12 protein-coding genes are annotated in these 16,652 nt (G+C 59.5%); 6 read left to right on the forward strand and 6 right to left on the reverse strand.

What is annotated here, in order from left to right; genetic code table 11:
* Window positions 1-76 precede the first annotated feature (76 nt).
* Together MHJ63_RS05060 and MHJ63_RS05065 are read right to left on the reverse strand one after the other, a co-directional pair.
* Complete coding sequence (locus tag MHJ63_RS05060; RefSeq protein WP_239446410.1) at window positions 77-2,020, reverse strand: glycosyltransferase; 1,944 nt, start codon at window positions 2,018-2,020, stop codon at window positions 77-79.
* Window positions 2,017-4,125, reverse strand: a complete 2,109-nt coding sequence (locus MHJ63_RS05065) for a DNA gyrase/topoisomerase IV subunit B (protein WP_035754514.1) — start codon at window positions 4,123-4,125, stop codon at window positions 2,017-2,019. Before MHJ63_RS05065 ends, MHJ63_RS05060 begins: the two co-directional genes overlap by 4 nt.
* A 263-nt stretch (window positions 4,126-4,388) precedes the next feature.
* Between MHJ63_RS05065 and MHJ63_RS05070 the strand changes: the two genes are divergently transcribed.
* Together MHJ63_RS05070 and MHJ63_RS05075 are read left to right on the forward strand one after the other, a co-directional pair.
* Window positions 4,389-4,589: a DUF7455 domain-containing protein gene (locus MHJ63_RS05070; protein WP_035754512.1), complete on the forward strand. Its 201-nt coding sequence runs from the start codon at window positions 4,389-4,391 to the stop codon at window positions 4,587-4,589.
* Between the two features lie 93 nt (window positions 4,590-4,682).
* Complete coding sequence (locus MHJ63_RS05075; protein WP_070490494.1) at window positions 4,683-5,039, forward strand: DUF2218 domain-containing protein; 357 nt, start codon at window positions 4,683-4,685, stop codon at window positions 5,037-5,039.
* An 89-nt stretch (window positions 5,040-5,128) separates the two neighbouring features.
* Here the strand turns inward: MHJ63_RS05075 and MHJ63_RS05080 are convergent, their stop codons facing one another.
* The 4 genes from MHJ63_RS05080 to MHJ63_RS05095 form a co-directional block, all read right to left on the reverse strand.
* Window positions 5,129-6,838 (reverse strand): RNA polymerase sigma factor, encoded by a 1,710-nt coding sequence (locus MHJ63_RS05080; RefSeq protein ID WP_070490496.1) that lies wholly within the window; start codon window positions 6,836-6,838, stop codon window positions 5,129-5,131.
* A 227-nt stretch (window positions 6,839-7,065) separates the two neighbouring features.
* Window positions 7,066-8,274, reverse strand: a complete 1,209-nt coding sequence (locus tag MHJ63_RS05085) for a hypothetical protein (RefSeq protein ID WP_239446411.1) — start codon at window positions 8,272-8,274, stop codon at window positions 7,066-7,068.
* Between the two features lie 187 nt (window positions 8,275-8,461).
* The gene (locus tag MHJ63_RS05090) at window positions 8,462-9,796 is read right to left on the reverse strand and encodes an MFS transporter (protein ID WP_176744691.1); all 1,335 of its coding nucleotides are present in this window, start codon (window positions 9,794-9,796) and stop codon (window positions 8,462-8,464) included.
* Window positions 9,786-10,847 carry a PAC2 family protein gene (locus tag MHJ63_RS05095; RefSeq protein ID WP_070507092.1) on the reverse strand — a complete coding sequence of 354 codons (1,062 nt, stop codon included), beginning with the start codon at window positions 10,845-10,847 and terminating at the stop codon, window positions 9,786-9,788. Before MHJ63_RS05095 ends, MHJ63_RS05090 begins: the two co-directional genes overlap by 11 nt.
* A gap of 202 nt (window positions 10,848-11,049) precedes the next feature.
* Here MHJ63_RS05095 and MHJ63_RS05100 point away from each other — a divergent pair, with 202 nt between their 5' ends.
* The 4 genes from MHJ63_RS05100 (at window position 11,050) to MHJ63_RS05115 (ending at window position 16,652) form a co-directional block, all read left to right on the forward strand.
* A complete protein-coding gene (locus MHJ63_RS05100; RefSeq protein ID WP_035754505.1) occupies window positions 11,050-12,546 on the forward strand; it encodes a leucyl aminopeptidase in 1,497 nt (498 codons plus the stop codon).
* A 220-nt stretch (window positions 12,547-12,766) separates the two neighbouring features.
* Window positions 12,767-14,143 (forward strand): dihydrolipoyl dehydrogenase, encoded by a 1,377-nt coding sequence (lpdA, locus tag MHJ63_RS05105; protein ID WP_035754504.1) that lies wholly within the window; start codon window positions 12,767-12,769, stop codon window positions 14,141-14,143.
* A gap of 206 nt (window positions 14,144-14,349) precedes the next feature.
* Complete coding sequence (gene sucB, locus MHJ63_RS05110; protein ID WP_239446412.1) at window positions 14,350-16,170, forward strand: 2-oxoglutarate dehydrogenase, E2 component, dihydrolipoamide succinyltransferase; 1,821 nt, start codon at window positions 14,350-14,352, stop codon at window positions 16,168-16,170.
* A gap of 131 nt (window positions 16,171-16,301) precedes the next feature.
* Complete coding sequence (locus MHJ63_RS05115; protein WP_035754502.1) at window positions 16,302-16,652, forward strand: hypothetical protein; 351 nt, start codon at window positions 16,302-16,304, stop codon at window positions 16,650-16,652.

Raw genomic sequence — 16,652 nt, forward strand, 5'->3', positions numbered from 1 at the left:
TGTGCTCTAGTAGACCTATGTTCTAGTAGACCTGTGCCCCAGTAGGCGGGCCGACCCACCACTAGGTTGACCTAGATCAGGCTGCAGCGCCGTCGCTTGACTCAACCGCACGGAGCCGGACGCTCAGATTATCCTGTTCCGTTGAATAGGCTCGCATCCGACCGGAATCCAGCGGTAGCTCCACGTTGCCGGCTGCCACGCGCGGTTGATATAGGCGCCGTCCGGTACGGAACACGAGGCTGAAGTCGACAACGCCTTTCGGCAACCGTGCGAAGGTTTCCATCGGGATAGTAGCGGTTACGGTATCGCCTTCGATGCGCGCAGGCACACGGCGGTAGAGCTTAGTGCCACGGAAAGTCCACGCGAGCGCAAGATCCTCAAGCTCAGGCACATCGGTGACTTCCCCGCGTTCAGTGGCCTCAACCTTGATCTTGACCTCGAACGAACCCTCTGGATCGATGCCCACGGGCTCCGCTTCGGTAGCGCCGGTGAACTCGACCGATTCAGCGTGGGCGGTGAAGGCTGCACGGCTGATCGCACCGAAGGGTAACTCAGCGAGCACCTGCCCCCATTCGCGCACAATGTTTGGCTCGAAGAAGTCTGCGGCACGCTTGCGGGCCGCCCTCCTCATCGGGGTGAGTTCTTCCTGGCTCATGGTTGCCACCTTGGCCACCGTTTGAGCCAATGCCTCAACATCGCCGGGCGGGACGAGGAAACCGTCCACACCGTCGGTAATGATTTCGGCTGGCCCGTATTTGATGTCATAGACGATCGGGATACACCCGGCAGACATGCTTTCGAGCACGACGAGCCCTTGCCCTTCGAAAACGCTCGTCAAGAGACTGAACGAGGCGTCCAGATAAACCTTTTTGGCTTTCTGATCGTGCCCCTTCAACGTGATCGTTGCCGACGTATCTGACTCTTCGATCAGCTCAGCCAGAGAATCGTGTTCATCGCCCTCACCGTAGATATCCAGCTTGAGTCCCGGGACGTCGTGGCCTGCACGTGCTACCGCCTTGATGCTGTGGTCCACGCGTTTAACCGAAACCAGCCGCGCCAGCGTCGCCCCGAACCGCGGATCACGAGGCTTTTCGGTATCCCCGTCGAGGTCTTCGGTGGGGTTTGAGATACGGTGCAAGTTCCCGGCTGGGAAACCGATCTCAATCAGATCGCGGCGTTGATTCTGTGTCAGCGTGATCAAAGCATCGTAGGCGCCGATGTTTTTGAACAGCGGGAACTTGCTCCTATACAGCTCCCCCTCAACTTTAGGATCACGCGCCAAGTGGTTGTTGTGCAGAACGCTCGTCACAACCACATTCTTGCGGCGGTAGCGGTGGAATAGGTTAGCGGCGAATGCCGAATCCACGTTGATGTAGCTGCGTTTGCCATCAAGTACGACGTCCATCCAGGCCATATACATGCTGGTCGCGGAAGCCCACTGAGCGATGACCTCGCCGTTGCTGTTGAACAGGGCGAGGCGCCTGCCGGCTGGCTCGCCCTTCACTTTCATATCGAGGCGGTCACTGAGCACAATATTGCCCTGCTCGGAATAGAAGTCGCGTTGTAGCAGCTTCCCTTCAGCGTTGCGGCGCTCCAACTTAATACCGCGTCGGTCACGCTTTTTAGCAGGCGCTTCCAGAATGTCCGATGCACTCGCTTGGTCCGGTTTCTGCTTACCGGCCATCCGTTGCAGCATCGCATCTGGCCAGGCGCGCAGGTCATGCCACACGTTACGGATCTGAACACGCTCATCCAGGAACCCCTGGGAACGCAAACGTTCGCCGCGTTCTTCCGGATCCAGCTTGGGGTCAAACGTCAGAATCGTGACGTAGCGGTTGTCTTCGCGAGCGAACGCGCTCGTGCGTTCAAGTGAGACGGTCGTCATACCGCCGTACGAGTCAGCGATGCCCCATAAGAGCGTGTAGTACTCACCCTCGGGAAGCACACCGTTGGGCGTCAACAGTGGACGTTCCTCGCGTTTGTTGAACAGCTTGTTAAAAAGGGGTTTTATGGGGCTCATGCGTCGATCTGTTCCTTCTCAAGTCGGTCGGCAGATTCGATCAAAAATTCCTTGCGCGGTGCAACATCTGAGCCCATCAACAAGTCGAAGATCCGCTCGGCTGATGACGCTTCTTCAAGTCGCACTCGGCGTAGTGTGCGGGTATGCCGGTCCATGGTTGTTTCCGCTAGCTGCTCTGCGTCCATCTCGCCCAAGCCCTTATAACGCTGGATCGGCTCTTTATAGGACAGCCCCTCTTCTTCGATGCGCTTCAAAACCTGGTGCAGTTCAGCTTCCGAATAGGTGTAGAGCACCTCATTCGGTTTTGAGCCGCGGTGCACAATCTCAATCCTGTGCAACGGAGGGACAGCGGCGTAGACACGGCCGTCCTCGACCATCGGGCGCATGTACCGGTAGAACAGCGTCAACAACAGCGTACGGATGTGAGCGCCATCAACGTCAGCATCCGTCATGATGATGGCCTTCTGATACCTCGCCTGATCGAGTTCAAACGTGCGGCCAGAACCCGCCCCAACCACCTGGATGATCGCTGCACACTCAGCGTTAGAGAGCATGTCCGCAACCGAGGCTTTCTGAACGTTGAGGATCTTTCCTCGGATAGGCAACAGGGCCTGGAACTCCGAGGAACGCGCCAAACGCGCGGTGCCGAGCGCGGAGTCACCCTCAACAATGAACAGTTCGGAACGCTCAACGTCTTTAGTGCGGCAATCCAGAAGTTTCGCCGGCAACGATGAGGACTCCAGGGCGGTCTTGCGCCGCTGAGTTTCCTTATGTTTGCGCGCCGAGATGCGGGACTTCATCTCGTTGACGACCTTCTCCATCACGGCCGTGGCTTGCGCCTTATCTTGGCGGCCCCGCGCTGAAAGTTTCTCCTTGATGCCCTGCGTCACCACACGGGAAACAATCTGGCGCACCGCGGATGTACCCAAAACCTCCTTGGTTTGGCCTTCGAACTGCGGCTCAGCCAAACGCACAGTCACGACCGCGGTCAGCCCAGCCAGCACGTCCTCCTTATCAGGCTTATCATCGCCTGCTTTCAGCCGGCGCGCATTCGTTTTGATCGCGTCACGAACAGCGCGCGTCAACCCGTTTTCGAATCCGGCAAGGTGCGTGCCGCCCTTCGGGGTCGCGATGATGTTGACGAAAGAGCGCACGGTCGTGTCGTAGCCGATCCCCCAACGTAGCGCGATGTCAACATCGCAGGTCCGCTCGACGTCTTGCATGCTCGCATGCCCCTGCTCATCCAGGACCGGCACGGATTCCGTGAAGGTACCGCTGCCCTGCAGCTTCCACGTATCAGTTACGGAAGCGTCCACGGCGAGGTGATCAACGAACTCGACAAGTCCGCCGTCATACTGCATGACCTCTTCAGTGACCTCTGCGCGGGTTCCGTCAGCCTGTTGAAGGCGGCGTTCATCACGCAGCACGATGCGCAGGCCCGGAACCAGGAACGCGGTCTGGCGGGCGCGACGCTCAAGAGCGGTCACATCGAACGCGGCATCCGGGGTGAATATTTGCGGATCGGCCCAATAACGGACCCGAGTTCCAGTGACCCCACGCTTAGCTTTACCAACCACCTCGGGCTGCCGTGGCTCACTGTAAGCGGTGAACGGGGCATCGGGCTTCGGCTGCCCCTTATCGGTGTAGGCGCCTGGTTCTCCGCGGCGGAACTGCATCCTGTAGGTCTTACCACCCCGGTCAACCTCGACGTCCAGGCGCGATGAGAGCGCGTTGACAACGGATGCACCAACACCGTGCAAACCACCTGATGCGGTGTAGGAACCGCCGCCGAACTTACCGCCAGCGTGCAACTTAGTGAAGACCACTTCCAGGCCAGAGAGCCCCGTGCGAGGCTCAACATCCACCGGGATGCCGCGGCCATCATCGGACACTTCGACTGAACCGTCCGCGTGCATCGTGATGGTGATTGTCGAGGCGAAGTCAGCCAGAGCCTCATCGACCGAGTTATCGATAATCTCCCACAGGCAATGCATGAGGCCGCGCGAATCGGTTGAGCCGATATACATGCCCGGGCGTTTACGAACCGCCTCAAGCCCTTCAAGGACTGACAAATGGCGGGCCGAATACTCGGATCGCTGGGACACGATAATGCCTTTCGCAGGGAACTGTACTGAATCTGGTGAGAACTTCTATGTAGCCTCTTGTGAGGCCCTCTACCCTAAGGAACCTACACTTCAAGAATAAGGTTCGGTAGCGTCAAGGAAGTGCAACTAAAGTCGCATAGCCGAGTCGCACTACAGGCCTGGATACGCCAGTGGTGAAATTCGGCACGCCGCGGGACTGTGTTCTGGGCTCGCATGGTTACAGTAAGTAGCTACAGATTCTGCGTTAGCTATAGGAGGATCTTATGAACGCGACAGCAACTCGAGAGCTCACTACCGCTGATCGTTGCGATAAGTGCGGCGCTCAAGCCTACATCCGCGCCACATTGGCTTCCGGCGGGCAGCTGTTGTTCTGCGCGCACCACGCCCGCGCGGTTGAGGAATCCCTGCGCCCACAAACCAGCGAATGGCTGGATGAATCGGATCAGCTGACCGTCAACGCCTAGTTAATGCCTCAACGCAGGCATAAGCAGTGCCAGCGGCGAGCTTCCGTACCCAGTCTTATCCCAGCAAGACTCCTATCCCATTGAGGTGAACCCGTGCTGACGTCCTCCCTCTTCGTTGAGACCGAGCGGCCCGAACGCTACGTAAAGCAGCTGCTGTCCCACTTGACCCGGGTCAAGCCTGACCCGGATGGCGGGCCTGACCGTGCACGTTTCGTAAGTTCCGATGCTGAGGCTGGCACAAGGCTGGCTTTCACTGATGACGGCACAACGCCCGATGAGTCGAACTACACGTTGCTGGTGTGCGAGCCGGAACGTGGCGTTGCGGTGACGCACCACGCTTCAAACGAGGAGTCCCTTGAACGCTTGGAGAAAGTCGTGACGGGTCATTTGTGGCGTTTCATTCACGGGCGTGAAGCGCACTACCCTGAGCATCAGCGCGCAGATATGTAACTGTTTTAGTTCTTTGGTTAACGCTTCGGGGCGGGCATCCTGTTGGATGCCCGCCCCGATGCGTCTATTGCGCCCGTTGCCTCTGGTGTCTAGTCGAGGTAGTCGCGTAGCACCTGGGAGCGGGATGGGTGGCGCAGCTTAGACATCGTCTTGGATTCGATCTGGCGGATGCGTTCGCGGGTCACGCCATAGACCTTGCCGATCTCATCAAGGGTCTTCGGCTGGCCGTCGGTCAAGCCGAAGCGCATGGCCACAACCCCTGCTTCGCGCTCGGACAACGTATCGAGCACAGTGTGCAGCTGCTCCTGCAGGAGGGTGAACGACACGGCGTCAGCTGGGACGATCGCCTCGGAGTCTTCGATGAGGTCACCGAATTCGGAATCGCCGTCTTCGCCGAGCGGGGTATGTAGCGAGATCGGTTCGCGACCGTATTTTTGAACCTCAACGACGCGTTCCGGGGTCATGTCGAGCTCTTTAGCGAGCTCTTCCGGGGTCGGTTCGCGGCCGAGGTCCTGCAACATCTGGCGTTGCACGCGTGCGAGCTTGTTGATGACTTCAACCATGTGCACGGGGATACGGATGGTGCGGGCCTGGTCTGCCATAGCGCGGGTGATCGCCTGACGGATCCACCAGGTTGCGTAAGTCGAGAACTTAAAGCCCTTGGTGTAGTCGAACTTCTCGACTGCGCGGATCAAGCCGAGGTTGCCTTCCTGGATGAGGTCCAAGAACAGCATGCCGCGGCCGGTGTAGCGTTTGGCCAACGATACGACGAGACGCAGGTTCGCCTCCAACAGGTGGTTCTTGGCGATGCGGCCGTCGTGAACAATCTGTTCGTAGTCGTAGCGCAGGCGCTTATCCATGCGCTTGCCTTTTTCTTTCGCTTCGTCGAGCTTGTGTTGGGCAAACAGGCCCGCCTCGATACGCAACGCGAGATCGACTTCTTCCGCCGCGGTCAGCAGCGCGACTTTACCGATCTGTTTGAGGTAGTCCTTGACCGGGTCAGCGGTCGCGCCGGCGACGGTAACCTGCTGTTGCGGTGCGTCGTCTTCGTCGCTGGTGGTGAGGGTGAAGCCCTTAGACTCTTCGTTTTCTTTTTTCCCGGACTTGGATTCGCCTTGCTTTTCCTGGCCGTGACGCTGCTCGGCCTCGTCCTTCTCGGCGTCCTCGTCTTCCTCATCGACGTCGTCTTCGAGGTCGTGATCCTCATCGACGGCATCGTCCTCATCTTCGAGGTCTTCGTCTACGAACTCGTCCGGTTCTTCTTCGTCTTCAACTTTAGCTTTGGACTTCTTTGCAGCCGATGCGGCGGCCGTCTTCTTAGCCGCCGGCTTACGGGTAGCAGTCTTCTTGGCCGTGGCTTTCTTGGCAGTGGTCTTCTTAGCGGTGCTAGCCGTTTCTTCTTCGGTCTCTTCCGCTTCCTCGGCGGCTTTCGCTGCCGCGGCCTTGGTCTTGGCGGCGGTCGAGGTCTTCTTAGCCGCAGCGGTAGCCTTCGCAGCCGTGCTCTTGGCGGCGGTCTTCTTGGTAGCCGTCGTCTTTTTTGTTGCCGTGGTCTTCGTTGCCGCGCTCGACTTAGCCGCGGTGCTCTTAGCTGCGGCCGTCTTCTTCGTTGCAGTCTTGGACGAACCGGACTTAGCGGTAGAAGCCTTTGTCGCTGCGGTCTTGGTTGCGCTCGCCTTCGTCGCAGTCGACTTTGTTGAAGCAGCCTTCTTAGTTGGCGTCTTCTTCGCCGTGCTCGACGTAGTGGCTTTTGGCTCCGCCGTTGCGGTGTCCGTTGACTTCGAGGAGGTCTTCGCTGGCACGAGTTCCCTTTCTGGTCAGCAAGATTCGTGCGTGGCTAAGGGGTGCTCACGCTACTAAGACCCTGTCAAGTCCCAGGTAAGTTGGCGCACGCTCAGCCGCGTTATAGCCCCTGAAACTGAAGGGTCGTTAAGGTTCAACCACGGCTATACCGTTTTTGTTCCCGTGACCCGAAAGATTTTTGCACAACTCGCCGCTGCCCCGCCTCGCACCGGGAAGAGAGCCCCGCTCACCCGCCTGGAGGTCTTTCTATCCATCGCGGATAAGCCCTAGCTTCCAGCACCTCTTTGACGTGGCGGACAAACGTACTCAGCTCCGGAGTTTCTTCTAAGCTCGTGAACTGGCTTTCGTACCGAAGGGCCTCCTCGATGTTTCGCATGGCTTTGTTTCTGTTCCCGAGTGCCCATTCGATCCATGCCAGCATCGCGAGTGCTATCGCTAGAGGGCCCCGGCCAGTAGCCGTGATCATCGTGCATGCGTACTCGATGATGGAGCGGTGGGCACGAAGCCCATCAGCTGACATCGGGCCGCCCCACTGCCCCGTGAAGACCTCCCTGTATTCGACCTCGGATACGTGTTTGCACGGCACCGTGATCTGCTGGATCATGCGTTCACGCTCTGTTGTGACTTCAAGCTGCGCGCATACGGCGGCGACCACGTGCACGAGTGAATGGGTCCACACCCCAACGTATTGATCGCTCGTGTGTGAGTGTGGCCCAGGTTGTGTTTCGCGGATCTCATGTTGTTTGAGCACCCACTCCCACACATCCACCATGTGCCATATGCCGGTCATGAGCGCGCGGTCCCGTTCCCGCTGCGCACACGGGTACGCCTCGCGGAAAAGCTCTTTCGCACATTCAGGCACCTCGTACGCCTCTTTCACGCCGCCAACGCTGACGGCGCGGGCGGCGCGGGCGGCGCGGGCGGCGCGGGCGGCGCGGGCGGCGCGGGCGGCGGTTGAATAATGTGCCGTGGCATGGTTGACCGGTTCCGTGGAACGCACCGCCGCGTAGTGCGGTGCCCAGTGTCCGCCTTCCTGAAGAGCGCTGTTTGAGAACCACCGGGATTCTTCGACCGCGTAGGCCATCACGATGTTCGGCCACCTCTGTGCACAGGCTTCAGCCCATCTGCGCCCCGCTGCTGCCGTGTCATAGAGCCCTATGATGATGCGGTGGGCTTGGGAGGCGCTTTGTTGCACAACGCGTTCGCACCGTTCGAGGTCTTGCAATGTCCACGCATCACACCGAACGGTTGAAGTACAGACGTCATGTTCATCAGTCAGGATCAAAACCACTGCGTGATGCGGCTGTTGCTCACAGCGCTGTTCAACGCCGCGTATCAGGTGACAGAAATGCCCGATGCGCCTGCGGCCAGCGCTGCTGTCTTCACGTGGCCCTGCGCCTTCATGTGCTTCTGGGGAAAGATCAGAAATACTCATAGACCGATTCCAGCCGGTCTACGAAACCCGTGGTGAACTCACGATAAAACAGTGGATATCGAGCCGAGGATTAAGAGGGTGTGGATTCCCGAACCCCCGGCAACCAGCCGGTGCGAGGCTTTCTATCTCAGCCTTGCCACCGCTAGGTAGACCTGTGGCCTCTAGCTCTGAGCCGTCTAGCCTTACGTTATTTAACCCGGCGGCGCGCGCGTATTTGCTGCATGAACACTCGCCTCAGCGACGCATAGTCCGGGTAGCGGCGCCGTACCAGGCGCAAAGAGATGAAGAACCCGATATACCCGATCACAAAGATGGCCAGCACCACGGTGAACGCGAGTTGGAAACCTTCCAACGTATAGAGGGCACCGCCGGCATCCGCCCCCGCGGCATCGGGGTGGCCAGCCACCGCATCGAGCACAAAACCCACGCCGCCGATCGCGATAAGACCACCGGAGAAAGAGCCCACGTTCGCAACGCCGGTCGCCGTTCCTGCAACGTGGGCAGGGTTCTCCGTGCGCGTGAAGTCGAACGCGATCATCGATGCCGGGCCACCGCAGGCCAAAACGAAAGCGGCAAGGAAGTTCATCCACAGCGGCGCCCCGCCAGGCCACACAATCAACGCGACCCAGCACGCCAACCCTGCCATCGATATCAGGATGACCATGAGCGAACGCCGGTACAGGAAGCGGGCAACCAGAACACCGAGGATAGGACCGAACACCATCGCGACAAACACGAACATACTCATCACAGTGCTCGCCTGCGCCGGTGAATACCCCATCCCGGAAACCAAGTATGGATAACCCCATACGAGCAGAAACACGTTGATCGAAAACGCGCCCAACCAGTGTGTCCAGAACCCAAGCCACGTCCCCGGGCTCACGGCTACCGCCTTGATCTGGCTCAGAAGCGACAACCGTTGCCCACCGGAATGGCTCGGCCGCTTACCTCCCGGAAAGTCCCTCACCGCGATGACCGTAAGCGCACACGCCAAAACACTCATCGCTGCCAGGGAAACGAATGTTGTGCTCCAGCCACGCCAACCCAAAAGGAATGCGACCGGAAAGAGGGAAACCAGCTGACCAACTTGCCCCAACGTACCCGTCAGTTGAGACATCACAGGGTTCATACGTGGCGCAAACCAGGCCGGCACCAAACGCATCACGGACACAAATGTCATCGCGTCCCCGGCACCCACTAAAACGCGCCCCACATAGCCCTGCACAACATCGTTGGCTAACGCCAGAACAAACTGACCAGCCGCCATGAGTACCGCGCCGATCGCGATCATCCACCGCGAACCGAACCGGTCCACCAGCGTGCCGACCGGGATCTGTAGCGCGGCGTACACAACCAACTGCACGACGCCGAACGTACCCAACACCGCAGCCGTTGCGTTGAAACGCTCGGTTGCGTCCAAACCCGCAACACCGAAAGACGTGCGTTGCGTGACAGAAACCATGTAGGCGAAAACAGCAACGCCCCACACGAGCCATGCGCCACGGCTCGTCTTATTCATCATCAGCCTGCTCGCCCGCCTGCTGGTCTGTAACATCCGTGTGCTCGTCTGCAGCAGCCGTGTGCTGGCCTCCAACGTCCGAGTGCTCGCCTGAGGTGTGTGGCCCGGCTTCTGATGTTTGTGGCGCGGCTTCGAGTTGATCCAGGGTTTCTGCGTCTTCAACGAAAGCGTCAGATACGTTGCTCAGATACTTTTGCGCCGCAGCCGCGATCTGGTCGCCATCCGGTAGTTCGGATTCGTCTTCGGCGAGCGCGGTGGAGGAACGCAGCAGTGGGGTTTCCATGTCGTAGCGTTTCTCGAGGCCTTCGATCATGGTGGTCGCCTCGGTGTTGTTGTGTAGTTGTTCTTCGATTTGGGCGTCTACGGCGCGCCCTAGTTCGCGTAGTTGTTCGCTGGGCGCGGAGATCCCGGCGTGGGCCGCGATGGCGTCCAGGCCGGCTACTGCGGCGGCCGGATAGTCGGATTCAGCGATGTAATGCGGGACCTGGATGGTCATGCCTTTGACGTTGAAGCCGTGTTCGGTCAGCCGGGTTTCAAGCAGGTGTGAAAACGATGCGGGAAGCCTGAATGGCCCGCTTTCTAGCCCGCCTGAGTCACCGTGTTCGCGCACCACAACTGGGCGTGTGTGTGGGACTGGTAGCGGCATCGAGTGCACGACGGATACTTCGTTGGATCCGACTGATTCCAGCAGGTCGGTCACCGCCATCACGACGCGTTCCCATGCGATCACCGGTTCGGAGCCGCAGAGCAGGATCGCTTGGTTGCCGAGTTCATCGGTGACGATGTCGACGCCGAGGCGTGGTGCCCGGTAGTCCTTGAACGTGCCGTTTTCGAAGGTGATGTGGGGGCGGCGGGCGCGGTGGTCGATCAGGAGGTCGGAGTCGAATTCGGCTAGAGGTGTCACATCCATTTCACTACGGATTGTCCGGCGCATCATGCGCACCCCGGAGCCGGCATCGAAGGCACCATCTACCAGGACGACAACAGGCAGGTTGGCCCCTGCTATCTGTTGTTGTGCCCTGCCGTGCACATCGATGATGTCATCTCCTAACACCTTGGTGAGACGCTCCTTCCGTGCCGTGCCCTCGCGTGAGAGGTATTCGTTACTGCTTCTATAACACAGCGGGAACATCATTTGTTCCCGCGACCTGCGTGCATGGTGCGCATATGCTGGAGATAGTGGCCCAATTCACGTGCTACTACTCGTGGCCGAGATCTCTCGGCCTCCTCGATTCATACAAGGAGATTTCACACCAGTGCACGCCATCGATGATTTCACGCTTTCAGTCATTGCCCCGGACGAGTCCGGCCTCAAACCTGATGCGACCGTGTGGGTTGCTCGCGCCGAGAATGATGCGGCAGTGGTTCTGGGGGATGCTCCAGAGGGTCTGGATCAGGCCCTTGAGGAGCTGGCTTTCAGTGCTGATGCTGGCAAGGTAGCCCAGGTTCCGGGTGCTGGCGATAACGGTTCGCTCGCGGTTGTTGTTGGTTTGGGTTCTGTGACGGACCCAACACCGGAGGACCTGCGCCGTGCGGCTGGTGTTGCGACCCGCGCTCTTTCCGGGCGTGAGACGGCGCTGTTGCGTTTCCCTGCTGAAGAGCCGGAGTTGCTGGCAGCCGCCCTTGAGGGTGCCTCGTTGGGTTCGTGGGCTTTCCGCGCCTACAAGTCTTCCAAGCCAGCTAAAGGCAACCCGCTCGAGCAGGCTGTTGTCGCAACGAGCCTGGCCAACGATAAGTCTGTCAAGAAGATCGTTGAGCGTGCTGCTATCGTGACTCGCCACGCCAAGCAGGTCCGTGCTCTCGTCAACACCTCCCCCGCCGACCTGTTCCCGGAGACTTTCTCCGAATACGCTCAGGAGCAGGCCTCCGGCACCAAGGTCAAGGTTGAGGTGTGGGATGAGAAACGCCTCGTCCAAGAGGGTTTCGGAGGCATCATCGGTGTTGGCCGCGGCTCCGAGCGTGGCCCGCGCCTGGTCAAGGTTTCCTACACGCCGTCCAAGAAAGCTAAGCACCTGGCGATCGTGGGTAAGGGCATCACGTTCGATACCGGCGGCATCTCCCTCAAGCCAGCACCAGGTATGGAAGAGATGAAGTCTGACATGACCGGTGCGGCCACTACCCTGCATGCGGTCTTGGCTGCTGCTGAGCTCGGCCTGGAAACCCGTGTGACCGGCTGGCTGTGCCTGGCAGAGAACATGCCTTCCGGTTCCGCTACCCGCCCAGGTGACGTGCTGACCATGTACAAAGGCACCACCGTCGAGGTCACAAACACCGATGCCGAGGGCCGCCTTGTCTTGGGCGATGGCCTGACCAAGGCCTCGGAAGAAAACCCAGACCTGCTGCTGGACATCGCTACCTTGACCGGCGCGCAGCTGGTCGCTCTGGGGCAGCGTACCGCGGGCATCATGGGCGATGAGGAAGCGACCTCCGCGATCGAGGCAGCTGCTGAGTCCACCGGCGAACTGCTGTGGACCATGCCGATCCCAGAAGAGATCCGCAAGGACCTCGACTCAGTCACCGCAGACCTGCGCAACTCCGGGGACCGCAACGGCGGAATGCTCAAGGCAGCTGCGTTCCTGCGCGAATTCGTGGGCGCCAAGGACGATGATGATTCCAAGCCAACCTGGGGCCACATCGACATCGCCGGTCCATCCTTCAACAACAAGGCACCGTGGGGTCATACGCCTAAGGAAGGAACCGGCTACGCGCTGCGCACCCTTGTTGAAGTAGCGGCCAACCTCGGCAACAACTAACCCGTAGCGCCCCAGCCCACACGGCTGGGGCAATCCAACAACGGACACGAGAGGCCTGGCGGCCCACCCAGCCATCCCCTAGCCAGAGAAAGGCCAGGTGAGGGCACGAAATTGGCTCGTGGCTTATTTCACCGGCCGCCAGGCCCTCTTCTGTCCACAAACATCGCCGCAGGGGCTAACATAATAGAAGCATCTCAACACCGACCTAAGGGAGCATTCCGTGGCCGAATCGGCAACGACAGAATTTGACGTGTTGGTCCTCGGCGGAGGTTCCGCCGGCTACTCAGCAGCTCTTCGCTCAGCACAGCTGGGCATGAAGGTTGGCCTGGTTGAGCGCAGCAAGCTGGGCGGCACCTGCCTGCACACCGGCTGTATCCCAACCAAGGCGTACCTGCACTCCGCAGAGCTCGCAGACGAAGCCCGCACCTCATCCAAGTACGGCGTCAACACGACTCTTGACTCCATCGACATGGCTACCGTCAAGAAGAACAAGGACGGTATCGTCCAGGGCAAGTTCCGTGGCTTGTCCGGCCTGATCAAGATGCGCAAGATCGAGGTCATCGAAGGTGAAGGTAAGCTCACCGGCCCTGACACCGTGACTGTGGACGGCACCGAGTACAAGGGCAAGAACATCGTCCTGGCTACCGGTTCCAAAACCAAGACCATGGGCATTGACATCACCGGCCGCGTCATCACCTCCACCGAGGCACTCGAGATGGACTACCTTCCGGAGTCCGCGATCGTACTCGGCGGCGGCGTGATCGGCGTCGAGTTCGCATCCATGTGGAACTCCTTCGGCGTTGACGTGACCGTTGTTGAGGGCCTGCCATCGCTGGTACCGAACGAAGACCCGGCGATCATCAAGGTCCTTGAACGCGAGTTCAAGAAGAAGGGCATCAAGTCCAAGACCGGCGTCTTCTTCGAAGAAGTCACCCAGGATGACGAGAAGGCGACCGTCAAGCTCGCTGACGGCACCTCGCTTGAAGCAGAGCTCGTTTTGGTCGCTGTTGGCCGCGCACCTGTCACCGAAGGCTTCGGCTACGAAGAACAGGGCATCGAGGTCGACCGCGGTTTCGTGATCACCAACGAGCGCCTCCACACCGGGGTCGGTAACATCTACGCGATCGGTGACATCGTCCCAGGCGTCCAGCTGGCACACCGCGGCTACCAGCACGGCATCTTCGTTGCCGAAGAGATCGCAGGCCAGAACCCGATCATCGTTGAAGACATCAACATCCCGAAGGTCACCTTCTGCGAGCCACAGATCATGTCTGTTGGCTACTCGCAGCCAAAGGCTGAAGAGAAGTTCGGTAAGGACAACATCGAGGTTTCCGAATACAACCTCGCCGGCAACGGTAAGTCCTCGATCCTCGGCACAGGCGGCATCGTGAAGATGATCCGCGTCAAGGAAGGACCTATCGTGGGTGTGACCGGCATCGGTGGCCGCTTCGGTGAACAGATCGGTGAGGCACAGCTGATTGTGAACTGGGAAGCATACCCAGAAGACGTCGCTCACCTCGTCCACGCCCACCCAACCCAGAACGAGTCTCTGGGCGAGGTTGCCCTGGCATTGGCCGGAAAGCCTCTCCACGGCTAGCTCTTACGCTCTATAGTTGCCGGTGAGCTCGAACACAAGAGGACATCGCACGTGCTTTCGGGCTCACCGGCGGCTTAGGCTTATACGTATAGCGTTATCACCACAACCATTGACGGCCCGGGGACATCACAGTTTCTTGGGTAACGTGATCAAGACAGCTCCGCCGGTTGCAGAATTCGCGGGGCATAGAACAGGAGTGAGTTCCGATGTCTGAGACCGTGAACCTGCCCGAACTGGGCGAATCAGTTACCGAAGGAACCGTGACCCGCTGGCTGAAATCCGTCGGCGATTCCATCGAAGTAGACGAACCGTTGGTGGAGGTCTCCACCGATAAGGTCGACACCGAAATCCCATCGCCAGTAGCTGGCGTTATCCAGGAGATCCTCGTTGATGAAGACGAAGACATCGAGGTAGGCGCCCCGCTGGTCGTGATCGGCGATGGCGAAGGTAGCTCCGATAGCGACTCCGACGATTCCGGTGAAGACTCCGCCGAGGAGGCCGAAGAATCCACGGCAGAGGAAGAGTCCGCTGAAGAAGACTCCGCTGCTGAAGACAACGAGGATTCCGGCTCCGATGAGTCTGGTTCCAAGGATTCCGGTTCCAAGGATTCCGGGGCTGAGGATTCTGGCGAGAAGACCGAGATCAAGCTCCCTGAGCTTGGCGAATCCGTGACCGAAGGCACCGTGACCCGTTGGCTCAAGGAAGTCGGCGACTCCGTCGACGTTGACGAGCCACTCATCGAGGTCTCCACCGACAAGGTCGATACCGAGGTCCCTTCCCCTGTGGCAGGCACCTTGCTTGAGATCAAGGTCGAAGAAGACGAGGACGTCGAGGTTGGCCAGGTCCTGGCGGTCGTCGGTTCCGGCTCCGCTTCCTCCTCCGATGATTCGAAGGAAGAAGCTTCCGAGGAACCAGCTGAGGAAGAATCCTCGGCAGACGAGGCTACTGAAGAAGCAGCTGAAGAGTCCAAGCCAGAGGCCAAAGACGAACCTCAGGAAGAGGCTCAGCCTGAGCCTGCTTCGAAGGAAGAAACGTCATCGGCACCAGCTAATAAGTCCGCTGCCGGCTACGTGACCCCGATCGTCCGCAAGCTCGCCAACGACAACGGCGTTGACTTGAACTCGATCGAAGGTACCGGCGTTGGCGGCCGCATCCGCAAGCAGGATGTTGAAGCAGCGATTGAGAAGCAGAAGTCCGCCTCCGCTTCGCAGCCAGCAGCTTCGGCGGCTGCATCCGCTGGCTCGGCATCTTCCGGCTCTGCAGCGAAAGCACCTTCGAATGTTCCTTCGCCTGAGGCGCTCAAGGTTCGTGGCACCACCGTCAAGGCGCCACGTATCCGTCAGGTCATCGCTTCCCGCATGCGTGAGTCGCTGGACATCTCGACCCAGCTGACCCAGGTCCAGGAAGTCGACATGACCCGTATCGTGCAGTTGCGCAAGCAGGCTAAGGCTTCCTTCCAGCAGACCCACGGCGTCAACCTGACCTACCTGCCGTTCATCACGAAGGCCGTCACGCATGCGCTGACCCAGATCCCTGCGTTCAACGCCTCCTACGACGAGGAGAAGCAGGAGATCACCTACCACGACGCCGAGCACATCGGCATGGCTGTGGACACCGAACGTGGCCTGTTGGTTCCGGTCATCGCAGACGCCGGCGACTTGTCGCTGGCCGGCGTGGCTAAGAAGATCGCCGAGTCCGCTGAGAAGGCACGCACCAACAAGCTCAGCCCGTCTGACCTGGCTGGTTCGACCTTCTCGATCACCAACATCGGTTCGGTCGGTGCGCTGTTCGATACCCCGATCATCAACCAGCCGAACGTCGGAATCCTGGGTACCGGTGTTATCGAGAAGCGTCCACGCGTTGTCACCGACGAATACGGCAATGACGCGATCGCTATTCGCCACATGATGTACTTGTCGTTGACCTACGATCACCGACTCGTTGACGGCGCTGACGCGGGTCGCTTCCTGCAGACCGTCAAGGCGCAGCTTGAGAACGCAGAGTTCGCGTCAGAGCTCGGCCTCTAAGACTGCTAGCCGTCCGCGTATTGACATGATCCCGGGGCCGCAACCGTCAGGTAGCGGCCCCGGAGCCATGTACCGCGGATCCCACATTCCTAGATTTCTACCTAAGCTCCCGCTTGGACAAGGACCTTTTCATGCACGTACTGCAAGATATTCTCCTGGCCCTGCACATGGTTGGCCTGGCCGCGATTGTTGGTAGCTGGCTCACTCATTTCAAGCCAGCAACCGTGACCGTGTGGCAGGTTTACGGCGCGATCATCCAGGTAGTCACCGGCCTTGGCATGTTCGGCACCACAATGGCCATCGGCGGCCAGATCAACCACATGTGGTTCGGCATCAAGTTCCTGTTGGGTCTAATCATCCTGGTGTGCGCACTCATCGGCTACGGCAAGGCAAAGAAGGGCCAGGAAGTCCCAACTGGGCTCGCCCACGGTGTGGGTGGCCTCGGCTTCCTCACCATCTTCTTCGCTATCTTGGGCCGCTAA

The organism is Pseudoglutamicibacter albus, from assembly GCF_022346425.1.
In the GTDB taxonomy this organism is placed as follows: Bacteria; Actinomycetota; Actinomycetes; order Actinomycetales; family Micrococcaceae; genus Pseudoglutamicibacter; species Pseudoglutamicibacter albus.